Here is a 20,707-nt window from a genome sequence, read left to right as displayed (position 1 = left end):
TTAAAAGAGGATTTGAAAATAAACCTATCAAATGCACGGCTTGAGAAAATTGCTGTCAAAAAGGATGACTATCCACCTATAAAGATGCCCGAAATGTGTATATGTGGAAGATCAAATGTTGGAAAGTCTTCATTTATTAACACAATCTTCAAGGACAAATTAGCAAGGGTTGGCTCAACACCGGGCAAGACTTGTACAATAAACTTTTTCAACATTGATAACAAGTTCAGAGTTGTTGACCTTCCCGGATATGGTTATGCTCAAGTTTCAAAAGAAGAAAAGAAAAGATGGAAGGATATGATAGAAGAGTATCTTTTAGAAAGAGAAGAGCTAAAACTTGCGGTTTTGCTGCTTGATTCAAGACATCTTCCAACAGAAGATGACAAAATTATGCTTAGCTTTTTTGACAAGAAAGAGATTCCTATTATGATTGTCTTGACAAAATGCGATAAACTTTCTAATAATGAACTTACAAAGAATACAGAACTTATTTCGAAAGAACTTGGAATCGAAAAGGATCTATTCTATCAATTTTCTGCAAAAACAGGCATGGGTGCAAAGCAGATTCAATACAGTATTGTAAAATTTATGGAAGAGGCAATTTTAAAAGAGAAGGGGAAAAAATGAAATTTGCACTTATAAGTAGCTGTCTTATAGGGCTTAATACGAAATATGATGGAACAAATAACTTGAGAAGTGAGATAGTAGAGAGACTCAAAAAAGAGTATATTTTGATACCTGTCTGCCCGGAGCAGCTTGGTGGTCTTCCAACCCCCAGAAACCCTTGTGAAATTAAAGATGGTAGAGTATTTGATATACAAGGCCGAGACCTTACCGATAATTTTTATAGAGGTGCTATAGAAACATTAAAAGTAGCAAGGTTTTTTGGTGCAGACATTGCATTTTTAAAGTCCAAAAGTCCTTCCTGTGGCTTTGGCAAGGTTTATGATGGTAGTTTTTCAAAAAAGCTTGTAGATGGTATAGGAATTACTGCAAAAATTTTAGGAGAGAATGGTATTGAGATTGTTTGTATTGACTAAAATAATAAAGGGTGTTAAATTGATATGGATTTTAAAGAGATTATCAAATACGACAATTTGATTTCGGTTTTGGACAACTTTTCTTACATTACTGGAATTTCAGCAAATTTCTTAACAGCTGACAATCAATGGGTTGAGAACAAAAAAAAGGGCACATGTGAGTTTTGTATGTTAATGAAGAAGTATTACCAGAATGGTGAAGCATGCCGAAATTCTGATCTGGCCGGTGCACAAACTGCTCAAAAGAAAAAAGGTGTACATGTTTACAGATGCCACATGGGACTTGTTGAAGCTGTAATACCTCTTTTTTTCAACAATAGCTACATTGGAGCACTTTTTATAGGACAGATTTTGTTAGAGCCCCCAACTGAAAAAATGTGGCAGGAAGTTTTTGAAAAGATAAAAGACCAGCCACTTGACATTGAAGCAGCAAGGAGGGGCTTTTTTAACCTTACTCATATAGACCATGAAAAACTCCAGAGTGTGCTTGACATGATGCACATTGTTGCAAAGTACATCATAGATTCAGAGATGATTAGGATATCTTCTCTTTCATCAATTGAAAAGATAATAGAGTACATTAAAAATCATTATATGGAAGATATAACCTTAGAAGATTTGGCAAAGATGGTTTATCTGTCGCCAACATACTTGAGCTATCTTTTCAAAAAACAACTTGGAATAACCTTTAAAGAATATCTTATAAATATAAGACTGAAAAAGTCAAAAGAGCTTATTGAAACCACAGACCTGTCAATCGGAGAGATTTCAAAAATGGTGGGGATAGAAGACCAGAATTACTTTAGCAGACTTTTTAAAAGAAAATTTGGAGTGTCGCCGTTGAATTACAAAAAGGATAAATATATTTACGATATATCTAAAAAAAATGCTAATACATAAAAAAGAAGTGCATTTAAATTGCACTTCTTTTTTATCAGAATGAAAATTAGGAAAAAGCTAAAAAATAATTTAAAAACATGGGGGAGAAAAAATGGCAGAACTAAGGTGGAACCCACTTTTACGCGACTGGGTAATGATTGCATCACACAGGCAAGAAAGACCTCAAATGCCGAAAGACTGGTGTCCTTTTTGCCCTGGTTCTGGCAGAGTACCAGAAACTTACGACGTTTTAGAGTATGACAATGATTTTCCGGCACTTATGCAAAATCCACCAGAACCTGATCCTGTGGCAACCAGTTTTTATAAAGTGGCTCCTGCTTATGGAAAGTGTGAGGTCATTTTGTACTCACCAAATCATACAATAACATTACCTGAGCTGAACGTTCAGCATATTCGAAAGCTTGTAGACCTGTGGGTAGAAAGGTTTGAAGCCTTGAGAAAAGATCCAAATATAAAGTTTATATTCATCTTTGAAAACAGAGGCGAGATTGTGGGTGTTACAATGCCACATCCACATGGACAAATATATGGTTATTCATGGATTCCACTAAAGATTTTACGTGAACTTGAAAGTGCTGAGATGCACTATAATTCTTACAACGAGTGTCTAATTTGTAGAATTGACAAAGAAGAGATGAAATTTAAAAAAAGAATAATAATCGAAAATGAACACTTTGTGACATATCTTCCTTTCTTTACAGAGTATCCATATGGTGTGTTTATCTCACCAAAACGCCATGTTGGAACAATATCAGAATTTACAGATGATGAAAAGAACAGTTTTGCAAAGATTTTGAAAGAAACTACAGGCACACTTGACAGCTTGTTTGACTATCAATTTCCGTATATGATGTGTTTTCATCAGCTACCTGTAAATGTCGACAAGGACTATTCAAGCTTCTATCATTTTCACGTTGAATTTTATCCGCCGATGCGTTCAAAAGACAAACAAAAGTTCAATGCATCAAGCGAGACAGGTGCATGGGCGCCGTGCAATACAACATCTCCCGAAGAAAAGGCAGAAGAGTTAAGACAGGCGTATAAGAGATTTTTGGACAAGTTGCAAGGAGGCAAATAAAAATGGAAATCAAAGATCTTTTGAAGGTGTTCGAAGAGGTTTATGGTAAAACAGATGAAAAGATAAGGTGCTTTTTTTCAAGCGGAAGAGTAAACCTGATCGGCGAGCACACAGACTACAATGGCGGGTATGTTTTCCCTGCAGCGCTCAATGTGGGCACAACCGTTTTGATTAGAAAAAGACAAGACAGCAAAATAAGACTTTATGCAACAGATTTAAAAGAGCTTGTTGAAGCTGATATTGAGAATATAGATAGCTACAAGTCTATCAAGTGGGGGAATTATCAACTTGGTGTTATAAAAGAGCTTATGAACTCAGGCTATAATGTTGGTGGTGCTGATATGCTCTTTCATGACACAGTTCCCCACGGTGCTGGGCTTTCTTCTTCTGCAGCAATTGAGTGTGCAACTGGTATTGCAATCTATTCGATTTTTAATGAAAAACCCATTGATAAGGTAGCTTTAAGTTTTATTTGCCAACGAGCTGAAAATAGATTTGTTGGTGTAAACTGTGGAATTATGGACCAGTTTGCATCAAGCCTTGGTAAAAAAGACTATGCAATTTTCTTAAACACAAGGACTATGGAGTACAAGTATGTACCTTTAAAGCTTGGTGATTACAAGATTGTTGTTAGTAATACAAATAAAAAAAGAAGTCTTGCCAGCTCAAAATACAATGAAAGAAGAGAAGAGTGTGAAAAAGGGCTTAAAATGTTGCAAAAAAAGCTTACAATTTCCTGCCTTGGCGAGCTGGATAGAGACACATTTGAAAAGTATAAAGACTTAATTGAAGATGAAACCATCTTGAAAAGGGTAAGACATGTTATTTATGAAAATGACAGGGTATTAAAGTCGATTGAGGTGTTAGAAAAAGGCGACCTTGTCAGTTTTGGAAAGCTCATGATAGACTCTCATATATCTTTGCGTGATGACTATGAAGTGACCGGATTTGAGCTTGACACACTTTTTGAAGAAGCTCTCAAGATAAACGGGGTAATTGGCAGTCGCATGACAGGTGCTGGCTTTGGCGGCTGTACAGTTTCAATTGTTCACAAGGATGCTATTGATGAGTTTATAAAAAAGGTTGGAGAAAATTATTATCAAAAAACTTCTTTAAAGCCTGACTTTTATATCTTTGACATTGACGATGGAGCAAGAGAGATAGAAATTTAAAATAATAAAGGAAAGGTTGGGACTAAGATGATTCTTGTTACAGGTGGAGCAGGATATATAGGAAGCCATATGGTTTGGCTTTTGCTTGAAAGAGGGTATGACGTTGTTGTAATTGACAATCTCGAAAAGGGTCATTCGAAAGCGGTACTTGGTGGAAAGTTCTGCAAGGGTGATTTGAAAGACAAGGAGTTTTTAGATAAAGTCTTTTCAGAAAATGAGATCTCAGCAGTCATTCATTTTGCAGCATCCTCCTTGGTTGGTGAAAGTGTACAAAATCCAATAAAGTATTACTATAACAATGTCTATGGCACACTCAATCTGGTAGATACAATGATAAAGCACAACGTTAAAAAACTTGTATTCTCATCAACAGCAGCAGTATATGGAGAGCCAGAAAACATTCCTATACTTGAGACAGACAAAACTGAGCCGACAAACCCTTACGGTGAGACAAAACTTGCAATTGAGAAAATGTTAAAATGGATGGATACAGCATATGGTTTAAAATTTGTATCGCTCAGATACTTCAATGTAGCTGGTGCTCATCCGGATGGAATTATTGGTGAGGACCACAACCCTGAAACTCATTTGATACCAATAGTCCTTCAAGCAGCACTTGGTATACGCGAAAAGGTCACTGTCTACGGCAATGACTATAACACAAAAGATGGCACATGTATAAGAGATTATATACATGTTCTTGATTTGTGTGATGCGCACCTAAAAGCATTAGAATATTTGGAAAAATATAATAAAAGCGATATATTTAATCTTGGAAACGGATTGGGCTTTTCTGTAATGGAGGTAATTGAAAAAGCAAGTGAGGTTGTTGGGAAAAAGATTCCATATGAAATTGGTCAGAGAAGACCAGGAGACCCTTCAATTTTAGTTGCATCATCTCAAAAGGCACAGGAAGTGCTTGGCTGGAAGCAAAAGTACAATAGCTTAGAGGTTATAATTTCAACTGCATGGAAATGGTACTCGACACATCCAAATGGCTATGATGAAAAATAAGCTTATAAAATTCAATTGCTTGCCCGAATGCAACTTATAGAGCGTTCGGGGTTTTTTGTTTTTGTATTAATTTTAATTCAAATTTAAAAATCTGCTATTGACAATATAATGTTATACTTTTAAAATAAAATATGTCAGATTGGCCTTCATCTCTTGCGATTAACTTCCCCAGACAGAAGTTAATAGTATATAAATGCAAGAAAAATTCTAATATTGTTAAAAGGAGGGAAAAGAGTGCCTAACTCGGTTGATGGGTTTTTAAAAGGAAAGTCGATTATAGAACTTCGTGAGATTGCTAAAAGTCTTGGTATTCAAAAATATTCTTTGCTTAAAAAGAATCAGCTTATAGAAGCAATTAAAGAGTTTATTGGTACAACACCACAAGATGCACAAATATTAGAAGGTATAGAGAAAAAAGAGAAAAGCAAAAGAGGAAGAAAGAAAAAAAGTGAAATGCTTCAGCAGCAAGAATCTGTAGCAGCAGATGTTCAAAATGAACAGGTAGTAGAAGAAATAGAAAATAAAGAAGAATCTAACAAAGCTGAAGCAGTGCCGTCTGGAATAGAAACACAGGTTAAAGAACAAGGAAAAGAAGGAGAAGAAAAGGCACCAAAAGAGGGAAAAGAATCTAAAGATGCTGCTAAGACAGTAGAAAAAAGAGAAGAAGAAAAGAAGGTTATAGAACTGAAAGAAAAAAAAGAAGAAAAAAAAGAGGATAAAATGCTTATTGAAATTCCACCAGAATTAAAAGAACTTGAAGGTAAAGTTGAGATAGGTGGTATAGGCGAAGGAGTTTTAGAGATTATATATGAACCAGGTGGCGGCGGTGGTTACGGTTTTCTGAGAGACGACTCATTTATGCCAGGACCAAATGATATCTATGTCTCACCATCTCAAATCAGAAAATTCAATCTCAAAACAGGTGACAAGATAAGAGGTCCAATTAGACTACCCAAAGAAAATGAAAAATTTGCAGGGCTTTTGTACGTCCAAAGCGTCAATGACATGAAACCTGAAGAGGTTGCAAAACGTACACCTTTTGAGGACTTGACTCCAATTTTTCCCAATAGAAGAATTGTTTTGGAAAACAAAAAAGAACCGAACGATTTGGCAGTAAGACTAATTGACTTGATTGCTCCAATTGGAAGAGGCCAGAGAGGTCTTATCGTAGCGCCACCAAAAGCTGGTAAAACAACGCTTTTAAAGAAAATAGCAAATAGTATTTTGACAAACTATGATGATTTGCACTTGATTGTTCTTTTGATTGACGAAAGGCCTGAAGAGGTCACAGACATGCAAGATTCCATAAAAGCAGAAATCCATTATTCTACATTTGATGAGACGCCTGAACACCATATCAAGGTTGCTGAGATGGTACTGGAGAGGGCTATGCGACTTGTTGAATGCAAGAGGGACGTTGTTATTCTTCTTGATAGCCTCACAAGGCTTGCACGCGCATATAACTTAGTTGAGCCACCTTCTGGAAGAACACTCTCTGGTGGTCTTGACCCTAACGCTCTTCACAAACCAAAGAAGTTCTTTGGTGCTGCACGAAACCTCAAAGAAGGTGGGAGCCTTACAATTCTTGCAACAGCCCTAATTGAGACAGGCTCAAGAATGGACGATGTAATTTATGAAGAGTTCAAAGGGACAGGCAATATGGAGCTTCACCTTGATAGAAAACTTTCTGAGAAGAGAATATTCCCAGCAATTGATATTAACAAGTCTGGAACACGAAGGGAAGAGCTTTTACTGTCTGAAGAAGAAAAGGCTGCAGTTGATGCTATTCGAAGAGCACTTTCTAACCTTGGTACTACTGAGACAACAGAGAGGATTATCAATAGTTTAGCAAGAACGAAGTCAAATGAGGAGTTTATAAAGACAATATTAAAAAATTTACCATAAAATTTGAGTTAACAAGTAATGAATAATAGAAAATTTTAAAAATTTTTGAGATTTGAAACAAACTAATTGAGATTTGAAGCAAAGAGGCTGTCTAAAAAGATGAGGTGACAGCCTCTTTATTTTTACTGTATTTACATTGTGAGATATTTATGATATAATATCTCAGAAATGATTACATAAGGAGGATTAATATGCCACGCAAACATGATAAAATAGTCTTCAAAGAATATAACCCCAACCAATTAATAATGCCAATCGACCCTGAAGCCTTTATCCCTCAAACTCATCTAGTAAGAGCAATCGATAAAGTCATTGATAAAATAGATATCTCAACCATAGTAGAGAAATACAAAGGTGGTGGGACTTCCAGCTACCATCCTTTGATGCTTTTGAAAGTACTTATCTATGCTTACATACAGGGGATATACTCTTCAAGAAAGATAGCAAAAGCACTTCAAGAGAATATAACCTTTATGTGGCTTTCAAAACTTCAAACCCCTGATTTCAGAACTATCAATAGATTCAGAAAAGAGATAATAGGTGATTGCATTGAAGAGATTTTCGCACAAGTTATTGAACTTCTTGTAAAACTGGGGTATGTAAACTTTGAGTATTACTACCTTGACGGGACAAAGATTGAAGCAAATGCGAACAAGTATACATTTGTATGGGCAAGAAGTACAAGAACATACAAAAAGAAATTAAGAGAAAAAGTAAGAGAAATTCTTAATGAAATAGAGAGGATAAATGAGGAAGAAGACAGAATTCTTGGCGAGTTGGATGTCAATTTAGAAGCTGATTATGATAGCCAAGAGCTTGAACAAAAAGTTGAAGAACTCTCCCAAAAGATAGCAGAAGCTAACTTTGGGAGCAAAAGGAAAGAAAGGAGAGTGAAAAAGCTTGTAAAAACTCTCCAAAACAACTGCGTATTAAGACTCAAGAAATATGAGTCTTATGAGCAGATCTTAAATGGCAGGAATAGTTTTTCAAAAACAGACAATGATGCCACATTTATGAGGATGAAGGATGACCATATGAAAAATGGGATGCTAAAACCCGGGTATAATGTACAAATCGGCACACAGAACCGATTTGTCATAGGTTTTAGCATCCACCAAAGTCCCACAGACACTGTCTGTCTAAAGGAACACCTTGAGCTTGTGACGAAGATAACAGGCCACAAGCCAAAGAACATTGTAGCAGACAGTGGCTATGGGTCTGAAGAAAACTACCTTCATCTGAAAGAATGTGGCATAAATAGCTACATTAAGTATAACACATTTGACTTGGAACAGACAAGAAGATTTAAGAAGGATATTTTCAATGTAAGGAACTGGGAGTACATAGCTGAAGAAGATGCATATATTTGTCCTGCTGGTAAGAAGGTGAAATACTTATATCCGAAGATAAGTGCAAATGAGAGAGGATTTGTAAGTTATGAGAAGGTATATCAATGTGAAGATATTTGTAATGGTTGTGAACACAGAGAAAAATGTTATAAAGGTAAGAGATGGAAGAAGAGATTTAGTATAAGACCGAGGTTAGAGAAATTGAAGGAAGAGGTGAGGCAAAGGCTGTTAAGTAGAGAAGGCGAAGAGATTTACGAAAAAAGGAAGATAGAAGTTGAGACAGTATTTGGGATAATAAAGAACAATAAAGGGTTTAGGAGATTCCTGCTCAGGGGTATGAAGGGTGTGAAGCTTGAGTGGGGTTTGGTTTGTATTGCCTATAACATAGAAAGATTGGCGAAGATAATAATAGGGGGTTGGAGCAAAATTGCCAGCCAACCCTCTTGCTTTTTACTGCATAGTTCAATATTAACATTAAATACCATCAAATGCTTGATTTTGGTTATTAAAAATTATTGTTTTTGGACAGCCTCTTTTTTTATTCTGATAGTTTTTCTGAATTTAACAAAAAAAGACCTTTTGAAATAAACTGATTTTTAGGAGGTGAAAAAAATGAAAGTATGCATTGACCCTGGCCATGGTGGTAGAGACCCTGGTGCAATCGGGAAAAATGGAACAAAGGAAAAGGATGTTACTCTTGCTATTGCAAAGAAGCTAAAATACATCTTGGAGGATGGTGTAAAAGCACAAGTTATACTCACAAGAGACTCTGATAAACTTCCATGGGGGCAAAGAAGTGTTCAAGAAGACCTCAGAGCACGATGCAAGATTGCAAACGAAAACATGGTAGATATCTTCATCAGTATTCATTGTAACAGCAGTACGAAAGATACTGCAGAAGGAGCTGAAACATATTATTACAAATATAGCAAAAAAGGATTTTTGTTGGCTTTTGAGGTACAAAAAAGCATTACTCAAATGTTAAAACTTGTAAATCGAGGGATAAAATTTGCAAACTTTTATGTGCTAAGAGAAACAAAAATGCCTGCAATTTTAGTTGAATGTGGTTTTCTCAGCAATCCGAAAGAAGAAGCAATGCTAAGACATGATAACTTTCAGATCAAGATGGCAATGGCAATTGCAAATGGAGTAGCAAGCTATCAAAAAAATATTGATAAACCTTAAAAAATACTGTATTCTAATAATTAAAAAATAGAGCCAAAAAGCGTACTTGGCTCTTTTTGTTTTTAAATTTTATTGCTGAAAGGGATGAAGCTGTTGAACATAAAATGGTACACTGACTTTATTCGGATAAGCGGTGTGCATATTGATTTTGATGCAACATTCTTCAGTGGTCAGTGTTTTAGATGGAAGAAAATGGATGATTTTTACATAGGTGTTGTTAATGAGAAAATTATATTCATAAAGCCTCAAGATTTGTATACATTTGATATTTACAATTGTTCACCTGATGAATTTAAAAAATTTCTTTACTGGTATTTTGATTTAGACAAGGACTATGATGAGATTTTAGAAAAGTTATCTGGTCACGATAGCATTTTGAAAGAAGCAGTTGAAAAGTACAAGGGTATGAGGCTTTTGAACCAAGAACCATTTGAATGTATGATTTCATTCATTATTTCTCAGAATAACAACATAAAAAGAATTCAGCTTTTGATAGAAAGGCTTTGTCAAACATTTGGTAAAAAAATAGCATATAAAGGTTTCGTTTCTTGGTCATTTCCCACACTCGAGAGTCTCTGGAATAGTTCAATAGATGATTTAAAACTTCTTGGTCTTGGCTACAGAGCAGAGTATATAAAAGATGCTGTTGAAAAAGTAAAGAATGGACTTATTAATTTTGATGAGCTGACTGATTTGGAGGTGCAAAAAGCAAGGCAGGTTTTAAAGACTATAAAAGGAATTGGTGATAAAGTTGCCGACTGTATTTTGCTGTATTCTCTGCAAAAATACAACGTGTTTCCAATTGATGTATGGGTAAAAAGGGTACTCAAAGAGTATTATGGATTTGAAACAAAAGACCAAATAAGAAATTTTATAGACTCTTTTGGAGATTTAGCAGGCTATGCTCAGCTTTTTCTGTTTCACTATATAAGAAATAACCACAAAAAATAGAAGAAAAATACAAAATAGTGGAGGATGCTTAGTATGATTCCTTATAAGCTGATAATCCTCAGCATTGCACCATCTTTGTTTATTGCACTTTATATATATGTAAGAGACAAATTTGAAAAGGAGCCGCTGCACCTTCTTTTAAAGACTTTTGTATGGGGAGTGCTTATAAGCGCTGTTGTAGTTCCAGTTGAATACTTTTTGATGGCATATGGAAGTATTTCTGCTTCAAGCAGAATTTCTTTTATTGTATTTGAAGCCTTTATTGTAGCAGGTCTAACAGAAGAGTATTTTAAAAGACTGGTTGTTTTAAGAATTGCATACGACACACCATATTTTAATCAGCCTTTTGATGGAATTGTTTATTGTGTTTTTTCTGCTGTGGGATTTGCAGCAATTGAAAATGTAGGCTATGTTCTTCAGGCATTTCAAGTATCACCTCAAGAGACTATCAATGTAATTGTACTAAGAGGTATTATGGCAGTGCCTGCTCATGCAATGTTCGGGGTTGTAATGGGGTATTATTTGGGTTTTGCAAAGTTTGCGCCGCCTGATAGAAGTTATTGGTATTTCAAAGTATCGTTAATCTTACCAATGCTTCTGCATGGTTTTTATGATTTTGTACTTATGCTGAATATCTATGGTGCTTTGGCAATTGTTGGAATATATGAGGTTTTGTTGTTTACTTATTGTTTGAGGTTAATCAAAAGAAGTCACGAGATTTCGAGACTGTATTTTTAAGCTTTTTGTAAGGAGATGAACTTAAAGTGACAGCTGAGGATCAAGAACGCGAACTAAAAAAACTTGAAGTCTTTGCTTATAAGAATTTAAAGAAAAACTCAATTGTTTCAATCACAGATGGTGCAATTTTTGCGGTTGCTAGCGGGATGCTCCCTGTTTCAACTGTTATAGTTTATTTTATTTCGCATTACGTAAAGTCCAACACACTAATTGGGCTTTTGACAACACTGAATGTGTTTTTATCCAACTCACCCCAGATACTTGTTGCTAAAAAACTTGAGATGCTGGAAACTTACAAAGAGTATTTTATAAAAGTAGCTTTAATAATGAGACTTATGTGGCTTCTTTTGGCCATTGACGTGTTTTTATTTGCTGAAAGGAATGAAATTCTATTTATTATCCTATTCTATTTAATTTTCAGCCTACAAGGTTTTTTTACATCGTTTGCTAATATTACATGGTTTAATCTGATTTTAAAGCTAATACCTGAGAGACAGCGAAGTAAATTTTTTGGTATCAGGTCGTCAATTGGAGGACTTTGTGAAACCCTTGGTGCTTTTTTAATGGGGAAAATTTTGAGGCTTCTTTGGTATCCTTATAACTATGCACTTTTGTTTTTGATAGCCTTCTTAATAATGATGCTTTCGCTTTATGTCTTTTCACTTATGAAAGAAATTCCTATGAAAAAACCAAAAAAAGAGATTGACAACAAACACTATTTTAAAAACATGTTTTTAATCTTAAGAGAAGATAAGAACTTTACATATTATCTATTTTCAGTTTTATTTATTGGTGCGCTTGGCAAAATGCCCTTTGGCTTTCAAACTATATTTGCTAAAAATACCCTTAGTATCACTACTGAGCATGTAGCAGTGGCAACCACGATTTTGCTTTTTTCTCAAACAGTAGGGTATATGATATGGGGGATTATAGGCTCTAAATATGGGTTTAAAGCTACTTTAGCTATCTCTGCAGTTATATTTTTGCCTGCAATCTATTTAACATATCTTATGAACAGTATTTATGTTTACTATCTATCTGTAGGACTTTTTGGCCTTGCACAGAGTGCAAGAAATGTAAATGAAAGTAATTTAGCAGCAAAACTTTGCAAAGACCCGTTAAAACAGCCTTCTTACATAGGGCTTAGAAACTTTTTGATGGGACCCTTTTTTGCATTCAACTCTATTATAGCCGGTGGAATAATTGATACGCTTGGCAAGAATGTTCTCTTTTTGATATCTTTTTGCTGCATGGTATTAGGATTTTTTATACTGTGCTTTAAGGTTAGAGAGGAATAGGTAGGGATTTAATTGAATTGGCAAAAGAATTAATGTGTATTAGAATACACATTAGGAGGTGTATAAAGGTGAGGACAAATATAATTTTGAATGATGAACTTTTAAAAAAAGCGATGAAGAATAGCAGGTGTTAAAACAAAGAAGGAAGCCGTTGAGATGGCTTTAAAAGAATTTGTTGAGAATCACAGTCGAAAGAAATTGTCAGATCTAAGAGGCAAAATTTCATTTGCCGAAGATTACAATTAAATAATATACCATTTGGTATTTGCAATGTAGTGTATCAGGAAGTTTTGCAAGTTGGGAAGGATGAGAGAGAATTCAAACTGCTCAAGGAGTATTTAAGTACCCAGAGATTCTATGATTTAAAGAACGGTAAAGAATCATATGAAAAAGCTGCAGAGTTATATTTTAAATGCAAGAAAAAAGGAATCAATATAAGAAGTACAATTGATGTTATAATTGCACAAATAGCGATTGAAAACAATTTATTCCTTCTTCACAATGATAAAGACTTTTCTCAGATAGCTTTGGTTGAGCCAAAATGAAAGAGTTTTAAAGAAGTTGTTGAAAGTTGTTTTTTATTCTTTTAAAAAGCTCTTGTAAAAGATACATAACTGTTGTAAAATATTTTTGCGTCTTTATGGATATTGAAAAAGCCAAGAGCTTTAAAAATAACATAATTTAACATAAATTTTAGCAGGAGGTGAAAAGAATGAAGGAAGGAATCCATCCACCATATTATCATGACGCAGTCGTAAGATGTGCATGTGGTGAGACATTTATTACTGGTTCAACAAAGAAAGAAATCCATGTAGAAATTTGTTCTAAATGCCATCCATACTTCACAGGTAAGCAAAAATTTGTTGATACAACAGGAAGAGTTGAGAGATTTATGAAGAAGTATGGTATTGAACAGAAATAAAACATCAGGTGTACACACAGAAAGGGGATTAGCCTGTGCTAATCCTTTTTATTTTATAAATTTTTGTGGAATAGGAAGATGAGGATGAAAAAAACTACAATTGGTGGTATGGCCCTGATTGAAGGTATCATGATGAAAGGGCCAAAAAAGGTTTCAATTGTGATAAGAAAACCAAACGGAGAAATTTACAAAGAAGTAAAGGATTTGCATATAGATGATACAAATAGACTTAAGAAAATTCCCTTTATAAGAGGGATTTTTATTCTATTTGAGCAAATGGTGTTAGGAACGAAGGCTTTAATTAAATCGGCTGACATTGCTATGGAAGATTTGCCACAAGAAGAGAAGAAAAAGCAAAAGGACTTCTTTGACAGACTTTTTGAGAAGAGATTTTTTCAGAAAATTGGTATTAGTGACATCGCAATTTACTTTTCAGTTGCGCTGTCACTTATATTGGGAATACTTTTGTTTTTTTATATACCAACATGGTCTGTTGAAATTTTTGAAAAATTTGATATAAACAACTTTGGTAAAAATATGATAGAGGGAATAGTGAGAGTAATAGTTTTTATTTTGTATCTGGTTTTTGCATCACAGATGAAAGAGATAAAAAGGGTATTTGAATACCATGGTGCAGAGCACAAGACAATATTTGCATATGAAAATGGTTATGAACTAAATGTTGAAAATATAAAAAAGTTTTCTACCCGCCATCCTCGCTGTGGCACAAGTTTTCTGTTTATTGTAATAATCATAAGCATCATTATATTTACATTGTCAGGTTGGCAATCAATTTGGCTAAGAACGGTCTTGAGGCTTTTACTTTTGCCTGTAATTGTTGGTATTTCATATGAGGTAATAAGATGGGTGGGAAAGAGCGAAAGCCTCCTTGCCAAGATAGTCTCATACCCTGGACTTTGGCTTCAGAACATAACAACAAGAGAGCCTGATGAAAAGCAGATAGAGGTTGCAATTGAAGCATTAAAAGAGGTCATTCCGGAGGATAAAAGTTTAGATGAATGGTAGTACAGGGAAAAAGCTTGGTGATGTTTTAGAACAAGTAAGAGAGATTTTGAAACCCTACTGTGTGGAAAATGGCGAAGATTATAAAAAGGTTGCCATTTTGCTTGTTTCTCAGATACTCAATATCGATAAAACAAAGGTTGTATTAGAAAAGGAGTTGACTGTTGAAGAAGAGGATTATCAAAGAATAATTTCTGCGGCAAAAAAATACACAATGGACTATCCTCTGCAGTACTGTACAAACAAAGCCTATTTTATGGGTCTTGAATTTTATGTAGATGAGAATGTTCTAATTCCACGTTTTGACACAGAAACTTTGATAGAGATTGCAATCGAGCTTTTTGAGGGGAAAGAAAATCTTCGGTTTCTTGATATAGGGACAGGTAGCGGCTGTATTGCAATTGCACTTTGTAAATTTTTACCTTGCAAGGTTGTAGCAGTTGATATCTCAGAGAACGTTCTAAAAATTGCTAAGAAAAATGCGGAGTTAAATGAGGTAAAAGATAGGATTGAATTTGTTAAAAGTAATTTGTTCAAAAACATACCATCTTTGCATAAGTTTGATGCAATTTTTAGCAATCCACCTTATATTTCTGAGGAAGAGTTTTCAAGGCTTGATAAAAGGGTTTTAAAAGAACCTAAGCAAGCTCTATTTGCAAAAGAAAATGGATTGTATTATTTTTGTGAGATAGCTAAAAATGCCAAGCAGTATTTGAAAAAAGGTGGGTATCTTATTTTTGAAGTAGGATACAGTCAAGCACATCAGGTAAAAAGGATTTTACAGGATTTTGGCTATGTTGATATAAAGTCAAAGAAAGACTTAAACAATATAGAAAGATGCGTATATGCAACTTTGGGGTAAAAATATAACAGTAGGGGTGATTAGATGATAGAAAAACTTCAGGTGATTGAGGAAAAATATTTAGAACTTGAAAAGAAAATAGCAGATCCTGAGATAATAAGCAACAATCAAGAGTGGCAAAGACTTATGAAGGAACACAGCAGTTTGCAACCAATTGTTGAAAAGTTCAGAGAGTACAAAAGGATAATAAAAACAATTGAAGAAGCTGAGGAACTTTTAGATACAAACCTTGACGAAGATTTTGAAGAGCTTGTAAAAGAGGAGCTAAATCAAGCGAAAGAACAAAAAGAAATTGTTGAAAGAGAACTAAAAATTTTGCTTTTGCCCAAGGACCCAAACGACGAAAAAAATGTTATAATGGAGATAAGAGCAGGTGCGGGTGGTGAAGAAGCAGCACTTTTTGCTGCAGAGCTTTTTAGAATGTATTCAAGGTACGCTGAGAGAAAGAATTGGAAGGTTGAAGTGATGTCAACAAGTGAAAGTGACCTTGATGGTTTTAAAGAGGTCATATTTATGATAAGCGGCAAAGGAGCATATAGCAGATTAAAATACGAAAGTGGCGTTCACAGAGTCCAAAGAGTGCCAGTTACAGAATCAGGTGGCAGAATCCATACCTCCACAGCAACTGTGGCAGTGCTTCCTGAGGTTGAGGAAGTGGAGGTTGAGATAAGAGAAGAGGACCTTGAGATTGAGACATTCAGAGCAAGTGGTGCAGGAGGCCAGCATGTAAACAAAACAGAATCTGCTGTAAGAATTACTCACAAACCTACAGGAATTGTGGTATCCTGCCAAGATGAGAGGTCACAGCATGCAAACAAAGACAGAGCAATGAAAATACTCAGAGCAAGACTATACGATTATTACCAGTCTTTACAACAAAAAGAGATAGAGTCACAAAGGCGAAGCCAGGTTGGAACAGGTGACAGAAGTGAAAGAATCCGAACTTATAACTTTCCTCAAGGAAGAGTTACAGACCACAGAATTGGTTTGACACTTTACAAGCTTGAACAGATTTTGGACGGAGACCTTGACGAGATAATTGATGCGCTCATTACTCACTTTCAAACAGAAAAATTAAAAGAAGTTAGCTAATTTGCCGATAATCGATTAGACAGAGTGTGCAAAATTTCAAAAGAGGGATGATGAAGGAAGATGGATATACTGTCAATTGGTGGGCTAATTTTGGGGTTTTGTTCACTTTTGACTGCATTTATAATTGAGAAGGGTAATCCGGCAAAGCTTTTACAGATTTCTGCTGCACTGATTGTGTTTGGAGGAACAACTGCAGCTGTGTTGGTTTCGTTTCCAATGTCTGAGATAAAGCTTGCAATAAAGCATCTGAAAATGGTGTTCATGGACAAAAAGATTGACTTTGCGGGGATTGTTGAACAGCTTGTGCAGCTTTCTGATAGAGCACGAAAAGAAGGACTTTTGGCTTTAGAGCAGGAGATTCCCAATATTCAAAATCCGCTTTTGAAAAAGGGTTTAGGTCTGGTTGTTGATGGAATTGAAGGTGAGGTCATAAGGGACATTTTAGACAGAGAGGTATATCTTGCAGAAAATGAATTAAAAAGTGCAGCAGAGGTTTTTGAAGCAGCAGGTGGTTATGCACCTACAATGGGTATTATTGGTACTGTTATGGGGTTAATTTCGGTTTTGGGTAACATATCAAATCCTGATGAATTGGGTCCTGCTATTGCAGTTGCGTTTGTTGCAACTCTTTATGGTGTGTCTTCTGCAAACCTTATTTGGCTTAACTTTGGTAAAAAAATTAAGACAAAGGCAAAACAAGAACGAATGTTAAATGAAATTATTGTTGAAGGACTTTTATCAATTCAAGCTGGTGAAAACCCAAGAATACTCAGAGAGAAAATTGGAGGAATGATCCACGAAGGTGGTCAAAAAGAAAAGCAGGCAACAGAGGCTGCGAGCGCTACTGTTGGGGGTTGATATAGATGGCGGTTAAAAGAGTTGAGGAGCCGGAAAAGGAAAACCATGAGAGATGGCTTATTACTTATGCTGACTTAATAACTCTTTTACTTATCTATTTTATTGTTATGTATTCGATGAGCAAACTTGATATTGACAAGTTTAAAAATTTCACTGAATCACTAACCTCTGTTTTAAAAGGTACTGCATATATCTTCGAAAATTCTGGTCCGTCTATTTTAGAAGGACTTTCAGGTAAAAATGTAAAAGGAACAAATACTGATATTGGTGGAACAACCAAAAACAAACAGATGACTGAGGAAGAGATGATAAATGATATCCAGAAGCAAGTTTTAAGTCTTATTAAAGAACACGGCATCGAGGGCAAAGTGCTTGTGATACAGGAAGAAAGAGGACTATCAATCTTACTTAAAGATGTTCTCTTTAACAGTGGCTCTGCGCAGCTGACGCGTCAGGCAAAAGAAGTTGTGCATGAAATTGCAAAGATTTTGGAAAAAGTTCCGAATAATAATATCAGGATTGAAGGCCACACAGACAATGTCCCAATCCATAACAAGTACTTTTATTCAAACTGGGAGCTTTCAACTGCAAGAGCGACTACTGTTTTACAAGAAATTTTAAGAGTTTCAAAAGTAAAACCAGAAAGATTTTCTGTTGTGGGATATGGGGAATATAGGCCAATTGCATCAAATAAAACACCTGAAGGAAGGGCTCTTAACAGAAGAGTTACTATTGTTATTTTGAGAACAGTTTACAGCAAGGCAGAGCCAGCAAGATAAATATTTGTATTTTTGTTTATAAAGATTTGCACTTTGTCATAATATTTAAATGAACATTCATCCCTCTAAAAGATGTAATGGATTTTGTAACTTTCAACCTGTTTGCATTTTTTTGTGGAATAGTAGGTGCATGTATTGGTGCAGCTTTTACTTTATTTTTCTCCTTTAAAAATGAAAAGGCAATTGACACTTTGATAGGTTTTACATCAGGGCTAATGTTGGGTATTATTAGTTTTGGACTTATTCCTGAGGCGTTAAGTCTTTCAATTTTGCTGGCTTGTATAGCAATTTTAATTACTTCGTATATAACAATTGGAATAATTGAAAGATATTTGAACACAAATTCAATCCTTGCAAAAAATAAATATGTAAAAAGCGGAGTTTTAATTTCGATTGAAATTGCTTTTCATAACTTTCCAGAAGGTTTAGCAATTGGCAGCAGTTTTATCTACAATCATAGATTTGGAATTTTGGTTGGAATTATGATAATTATTCATGATATACCTGAGGGTTTTGCACTTGCCATTCCATTTAAGATTGCAAAAAGAAGGAATATTGACATACTTAAAATTGCCTTTTTGTCTGGAATTCCTACGGGGATTGGTTGTCTGATAGGAAGCTTATTAAGCTCTATTACTAAGCTTTTGATGGCGGGCTGTCTCATGGCAGCTGCAGGGGCAATGCTTTATTTTGTTATGAGCGAGATGATCCCTGAGTATAGCCGAAAAGAAAATTTTAAACTTTCTGCGATCTCAAACATGATTGGGATAGTTTTTTCACTAATATTATTGGAGTGGTTGGAGCTGTGACTATGATAATTGATGCTAAAGAGAAAATAGATTACAATGAGCTTTCAAAAGCGGCGCAAATTTTAAGAGATGGAGGTTTAGTGGCATTCCCAACAGAGACTGTCTATGGACTTGGTGCAAATGCGCTTTTAAGAGAGGCAGTTGATAAGATTTTTGTTGCAAAAGGAAGACCTCAAGACAATCCCTTGATCGTGCATATATCTTCGATAGAAATGCTTGAGATGTGTGCTGAAATTCCTGATAAGAGAGTATATAAACTCATAGAAAGACTGTGGCCAGGACCTCTTACTATTGTCTTACCCAAAAAAGAGTGTATTCCTGACAATGTTACAGCAGGACTTGACACAGTTGGCATTAGAATGCCGAGTAATAAAATTGCACTTGAGTTAATTAAGTTAGCAGGTGTACCTGTTGCAGCACCGTCTGCAAATGTATCAGGAAAGCCAAGTCCAACAGAAGCTCAGCATGTGATAGAAGATCTTTTTGGCAAGGTTGATGTGATTATTGACGGTGGCAAGTGCTCTTTTGGGCTTGAGTCAACTGTGATTGATTTGAGCACATCAAAGCCATATATATTGCGTCTAGGTGCAGTTCCTTTTTCGATTTTGAAAGAAATTTTGGAGGATATTGAATATGACCCTTCAATTTTAGCGGGTAATATTCTATCTGTGCCTAAGGCACCAGGTATGAAGTACAAGCACTATGCACCAGACGCAAAGATGATAGTTGTCAAAGGGAAAATTCACAAGAGAATAGAGAAGATGAAAGAGATAAAGAAGGATTTAGAAACAAATGGACACAAAGTTGGTATACTTTGCTTTTATGAGACGGCTCAAAATTTTGAGTCTCAATACAAAATCATATTAGGTAGTATGTTTGACTATAAAGAATGTGGAAAAAACTTATTTTCTGCCTTAAGAAGGTTTAACCACCTTGGTGTTGATTATATCATCTGTGAATGGGGAGAGTTTGGAATAGAATATCTTGCGCTTGAAAACAGGCTTTTAAAAGCATCAGCATACAATGTGATTGAGGTGTTGTGATGAGCAAGAAAAAGATACTTTTTGTGTGCACAGGCAATACGTGTAGGAGTCCCATGGCTGAATATCTTTTGAAAGATAAACTGAAAAAAATGAACATAGATAATATTGAGGTTGAATCGGCGGGCTTGTCTGCTTTTTTCCCACAAAAAGCATCAAAAAACGCTGTATTGGTAATGAATGAGCTGGGGATTGACATTTCTTCTCATGTATCAAGGCTGATTAATGAAGATATGATAAAGGAAAGCAGTTTAATTTTGACAATGGAAAAATATCATAAAGAAGCAATAATCAATATGTATCCTGGTGTAATGGACAAAGTTTTTACTCTAAAGGAGTATGTATTAGATAGCAAAGAAAATCTTGATGTAATTGACCCTTACGGTGGAGACGTTGATAAGTACAGAAAGTGCAGAGATGAGCTAAATGACCTGATTGACAAACTCTTGTCGAAAGTGGATGACATATGATAAGGGTAATCTGCGTTGGGACAATAAAAGAAAGGTATTTTAAAGAGGCTGCAGAGGAGTATAAAAAACGACTTTTAAGATGGACAAAAATTGAGGAGATTGAAATAAAAGAAGAAGATGAGAACAGATACCGAAACGTTGAGATGCTTTTAGAAAGAGAGGCTGAAAAGATACTAAAACTTGACTTTGTCAGTTAAGAGGTGTTTTTGAGCTAACAAAAAA

At 35.3% G+C, this 20,707-nt stretch carries 23 protein-coding genes and 1 pseudogene; all 24 read left to right on the top strand.

Annotated elements, in window-relative coordinates:
- The first annotated feature begins 12 nt into the window (after positions 1–12).
- Positions 13–627, top strand: coding sequence for a ribosome biogenesis GTP-binding protein YihA/YsxC (gene yihA, locus OTJ99_RS08890; RefSeq protein ID WP_045165750.1), 615 nt, complete (start codon positions 13–15; stop codon positions 625–627).
- Positions 624–1,040 carry a DUF523 domain-containing protein gene (locus tag OTJ99_RS08885; RefSeq protein WP_045165751.1) on the top strand — a complete coding sequence of 139 codons (417 nt, stop codon included), beginning with the start codon at positions 624–626 and terminating at the stop codon, positions 1,038–1,040. Before yihA ends, OTJ99_RS08885 begins: the two co-directional genes overlap by 4 nt.
- Positions 1,041–1,064: 24 nt before the next feature.
- On the top strand, positions 1,065–1,940 hold the full coding sequence (locus OTJ99_RS08880; RefSeq protein ID WP_045165752.1) for a PocR ligand-binding domain-containing protein: 876 nt from the start codon (positions 1,065–1,067) through the stop codon (positions 1,938–1,940).
- A gap of 91 nt (positions 1,941–2,031) precedes the next feature.
- A complete protein-coding gene (gene galT, locus OTJ99_RS08875) occupies positions 2,032–3,018 on the top strand; it encodes a galactose-1-phosphate uridylyltransferase (protein ID WP_045165753.1) in 987 nt (328 codons plus the stop codon).
- Positions 3,019–3,020: 2 nt separating this feature from the next.
- Positions 3,021–4,190 (top strand): galactokinase, encoded by a 1,170-nt coding sequence (locus OTJ99_RS08870; protein WP_045165754.1) that lies wholly within the window; start codon positions 3,021–3,023, stop codon positions 4,188–4,190.
- Between the two features lie 27 nt (positions 4,191–4,217).
- On the top strand, positions 4,218–5,204 hold the full coding sequence (gene galE / locus OTJ99_RS08865) for a UDP-glucose 4-epimerase GalE (protein WP_045165755.1): 987 nt from the start codon (positions 4,218–4,220) through the stop codon (positions 5,202–5,204).
- A 234-nt stretch (positions 5,205–5,438) separates the two neighbouring features.
- Positions 5,439–7,109 carry a transcription termination factor Rho gene (gene rho, locus OTJ99_RS08860; protein ID WP_045165756.1) on the top strand — a complete coding sequence of 557 codons (1,671 nt, stop codon included), beginning with the start codon at positions 5,439–5,441 and terminating at the stop codon, positions 7,107–7,109.
- Positions 7,110–7,300: 191 nt separating this feature from the next.
- Positions 7,301–9,046, top strand: coding sequence for an IS1182 family transposase (locus OTJ99_RS08855; protein WP_045165757.1), 1,746 nt, complete (start codon positions 7,301–7,303; stop codon positions 9,044–9,046).
- Positions 9,047–9,070: 24 nt separating this feature from the next.
- Entirely contained in the window at positions 9,071–9,643 is a 573-nt protein-coding gene (locus tag OTJ99_RS08850; protein WP_045165758.1) for an N-acetylmuramoyl-L-alanine amidase family protein, read from the top strand.
- Positions 9,644–9,736: 93 nt separating this feature from the next.
- Complete coding sequence (locus OTJ99_RS08845; protein WP_045165759.1) at positions 9,737–10,594, top strand: DNA-3-methyladenine glycosylase family protein; 858 nt, start codon at positions 9,737–9,739, stop codon at positions 10,592–10,594.
- Between the two features lie 33 nt (positions 10,595–10,627).
- Positions 10,628–11,332 (top strand): PrsW family intramembrane metalloprotease, encoded by a 705-nt coding sequence (locus OTJ99_RS08840; RefSeq protein WP_045165760.1) that lies wholly within the window; start codon positions 10,628–10,630, stop codon positions 11,330–11,332.
- A 26-nt stretch (positions 11,333–11,358) separates the two neighbouring features.
- Positions 11,359–12,630: an MFS transporter gene (locus OTJ99_RS08835; RefSeq protein ID WP_045165761.1), complete on the top strand. Its 1,272-nt coding sequence runs from the start codon at positions 11,359–11,361 to the stop codon at positions 12,628–12,630.
- Between the two features lie 68 nt (positions 12,631–12,698).
- Positions 12,699–12,876, top strand: a pseudogene (locus OTJ99_RS13080) (type II toxin-antitoxin system VapB family antitoxin).
- Complete coding sequence (gene vapC / locus OTJ99_RS08825; protein ID WP_045165762.1) at positions 12,828–13,175, top strand: type II toxin-antitoxin system VapC family toxin; 348 nt, start codon at positions 12,828–12,830, stop codon at positions 13,173–13,175. Before OTJ99_RS13080 ends, vapC begins: the two are co-directional and overlap by 49 nt.
- A 167-nt stretch (positions 13,176–13,342) precedes the next feature.
- On the top strand, positions 13,343–13,552 hold the full coding sequence (gene rpmE / locus OTJ99_RS08820; RefSeq protein WP_045165763.1) for a 50S ribosomal protein L31: 210 nt from the start codon (positions 13,343–13,345) through the stop codon (positions 13,550–13,552).
- Between the two features lie 84 nt (positions 13,553–13,636).
- The gene (locus OTJ99_RS08815) at positions 13,637–14,578 is read left to right on the top strand and encodes a DUF1385 domain-containing protein (RefSeq protein WP_045165764.1); all 942 of its coding nucleotides are present in this window, start codon (positions 13,637–13,639) and stop codon (positions 14,576–14,578) included.
- Positions 14,568–15,437 (top strand): peptide chain release factor N(5)-glutamine methyltransferase, encoded by an 870-nt coding sequence (prmC, locus tag OTJ99_RS08810; RefSeq protein ID WP_045165765.1) that lies wholly within the window; start codon positions 14,568–14,570, stop codon positions 15,435–15,437. Before OTJ99_RS08815 ends, prmC begins: the two co-directional genes overlap by 11 nt.
- 24 nt (positions 15,438–15,461) lie before the next feature.
- A complete protein-coding gene (prfA, locus tag OTJ99_RS08805; protein WP_045165766.1) occupies positions 15,462–16,529 on the top strand; it encodes a peptide chain release factor 1 in 1,068 nt (355 codons plus the stop codon).
- A gap of 60 nt (positions 16,530–16,589) precedes the next feature.
- Entirely contained in the window at positions 16,590–17,387 is a 798-nt protein-coding gene (locus OTJ99_RS08800; RefSeq protein WP_045165767.1) for a flagellar motor protein, read from the top strand.
- Between the two features lie 5 nt (positions 17,388–17,392).
- A complete protein-coding gene (locus OTJ99_RS08795; protein ID WP_045165768.1) occupies positions 17,393–18,166 on the top strand; it encodes an OmpA family protein in 774 nt (257 codons plus the stop codon).
- A gap of 77 nt (positions 18,167–18,243) precedes the next feature.
- Positions 18,244–18,975 (top strand): ZIP family metal transporter, encoded by a 732-nt coding sequence (locus tag OTJ99_RS08790; protein WP_045165769.1) that lies wholly within the window; start codon positions 18,244–18,246, stop codon positions 18,973–18,975.
- Positions 18,972–20,018 carry an L-threonylcarbamoyladenylate synthase gene (locus OTJ99_RS08785; protein WP_083943550.1) on the top strand — a complete coding sequence of 349 codons (1,047 nt, stop codon included), beginning with the start codon at positions 18,972–18,974 and terminating at the stop codon, positions 20,016–20,018. The genes OTJ99_RS08790 and OTJ99_RS08785 overlap by 4 nt, the downstream gene beginning before the upstream one ends.
- Positions 20,018–20,485 carry a low molecular weight protein arginine phosphatase gene (locus OTJ99_RS08780; RefSeq protein ID WP_045165771.1) on the top strand — a complete coding sequence of 156 codons (468 nt, stop codon included), beginning with the start codon at positions 20,018–20,020 and terminating at the stop codon, positions 20,483–20,485. The genes OTJ99_RS08785 and OTJ99_RS08780 overlap by 1 nt, the downstream gene beginning before the upstream one ends.
- Entirely contained in the window at positions 20,482–20,682 is a 201-nt protein-coding gene (locus tag OTJ99_RS08775) for a 23S rRNA (pseudouridine(1915)-N(3))-methyltransferase RlmH (protein ID WP_235374803.1), read from the top strand. Before OTJ99_RS08780 ends, OTJ99_RS08775 begins: the two co-directional genes overlap by 4 nt.
- Positions 20,683–20,707: the final 25 nt, after the last annotated feature.

It is taken from the genome of Caldicellulosiruptor naganoensis (genome assembly GCF_026914285.1).
In the GTDB taxonomy this organism is placed as follows: Bacteria; Bacillota; Thermoanaerobacteria; order Caldicellulosiruptorales; family Caldicellulosiruptoraceae; genus Caldicellulosiruptor; species Caldicellulosiruptor naganoensis.
Note: the sequence above shows the minus strand (reverse complement) of the source record. Positions and strands in the feature narration are given on the sequence as shown.

Coding starts and splice junctions, on each gene's coding strand:
- OTJ99_RS08885 (WP_045165751.1), top strand. CDS start 624: ATGAAATTTGCACTTATAAGTAGCTGTCTTATAGGGCTTAATACGAAA.
- OTJ99_RS08880 (WP_045165752.1), top strand. CDS start 1,065: ATGGATTTTAAAGAGATTATCAAATACGACAATTTGATTTCGGTTTTG.
- galT (WP_045165753.1), top strand. CDS start 2,032: ATGGCAGAACTAAGGTGGAACCCACTTTTACGCGACTGGGTAATGATT.
- OTJ99_RS08870 (WP_045165754.1), top strand. CDS start 3,021: ATGGAAATCAAAGATCTTTTGAAGGTGTTCGAAGAGGTTTATGGTAAA.
- galE (WP_045165755.1), top strand. CDS start 4,218: ATGATTCTTGTTACAGGTGGAGCAGGATATATAGGAAGCCATATGGTT.
- OTJ99_RS08855 (WP_045165757.1), top strand. CDS start 7,301: ATGCCACGCAAACATGATAAAATAGTCTTCAAAGAATATAACCCCAAC.
- OTJ99_RS08850 (WP_045165758.1), top strand. CDS start 9,071: ATGAAAGTATGCATTGACCCTGGCCATGGTGGTAGAGACCCTGGTGCA.
- OTJ99_RS08840 (WP_045165760.1), top strand. CDS start 10,628: ATGATTCCTTATAAGCTGATAATCCTCAGCATTGCACCATCTTTGTTT.
- rpmE (WP_045165763.1), top strand. CDS start 13,343: ATGAAGGAAGGAATCCATCCACCATATTATCATGACGCAGTCGTAAGA.
- OTJ99_RS08815 (WP_045165764.1), top strand. CDS start 13,637: ATGAAAAAAACTACAATTGGTGGTATGGCCCTGATTGAAGGTATCATG.
- prmC (WP_045165765.1), top strand. CDS start 14,568: ATGAATGGTAGTACAGGGAAAAAGCTTGGTGATGTTTTAGAACAAGTA.
- prfA (WP_045165766.1), top strand. CDS start 15,462: ATGATAGAAAAACTTCAGGTGATTGAGGAAAAATATTTAGAACTTGAA.
- OTJ99_RS08800 (WP_045165767.1), top strand. CDS start 16,590: ATGGATATACTGTCAATTGGTGGGCTAATTTTGGGGTTTTGTTCACTT.
- OTJ99_RS08795 (WP_045165768.1), top strand. CDS start 17,393: ATGGCGGTTAAAAGAGTTGAGGAGCCGGAAAAGGAAAACCATGAGAGA.
- OTJ99_RS08790 (WP_045165769.1), top strand. CDS start 18,244: ATGGATTTTGTAACTTTCAACCTGTTTGCATTTTTTTGTGGAATAGTA.
- OTJ99_RS08780 (WP_045165771.1), top strand. CDS start 20,018: ATGAGCAAGAAAAAGATACTTTTTGTGTGCACAGGCAATACGTGTAGG.
- OTJ99_RS08775 (WP_235374803.1), top strand. CDS start 20,482: ATGATAAGGGTAATCTGCGTTGGGACAATAAAAGAAAGGTATTTTAAA.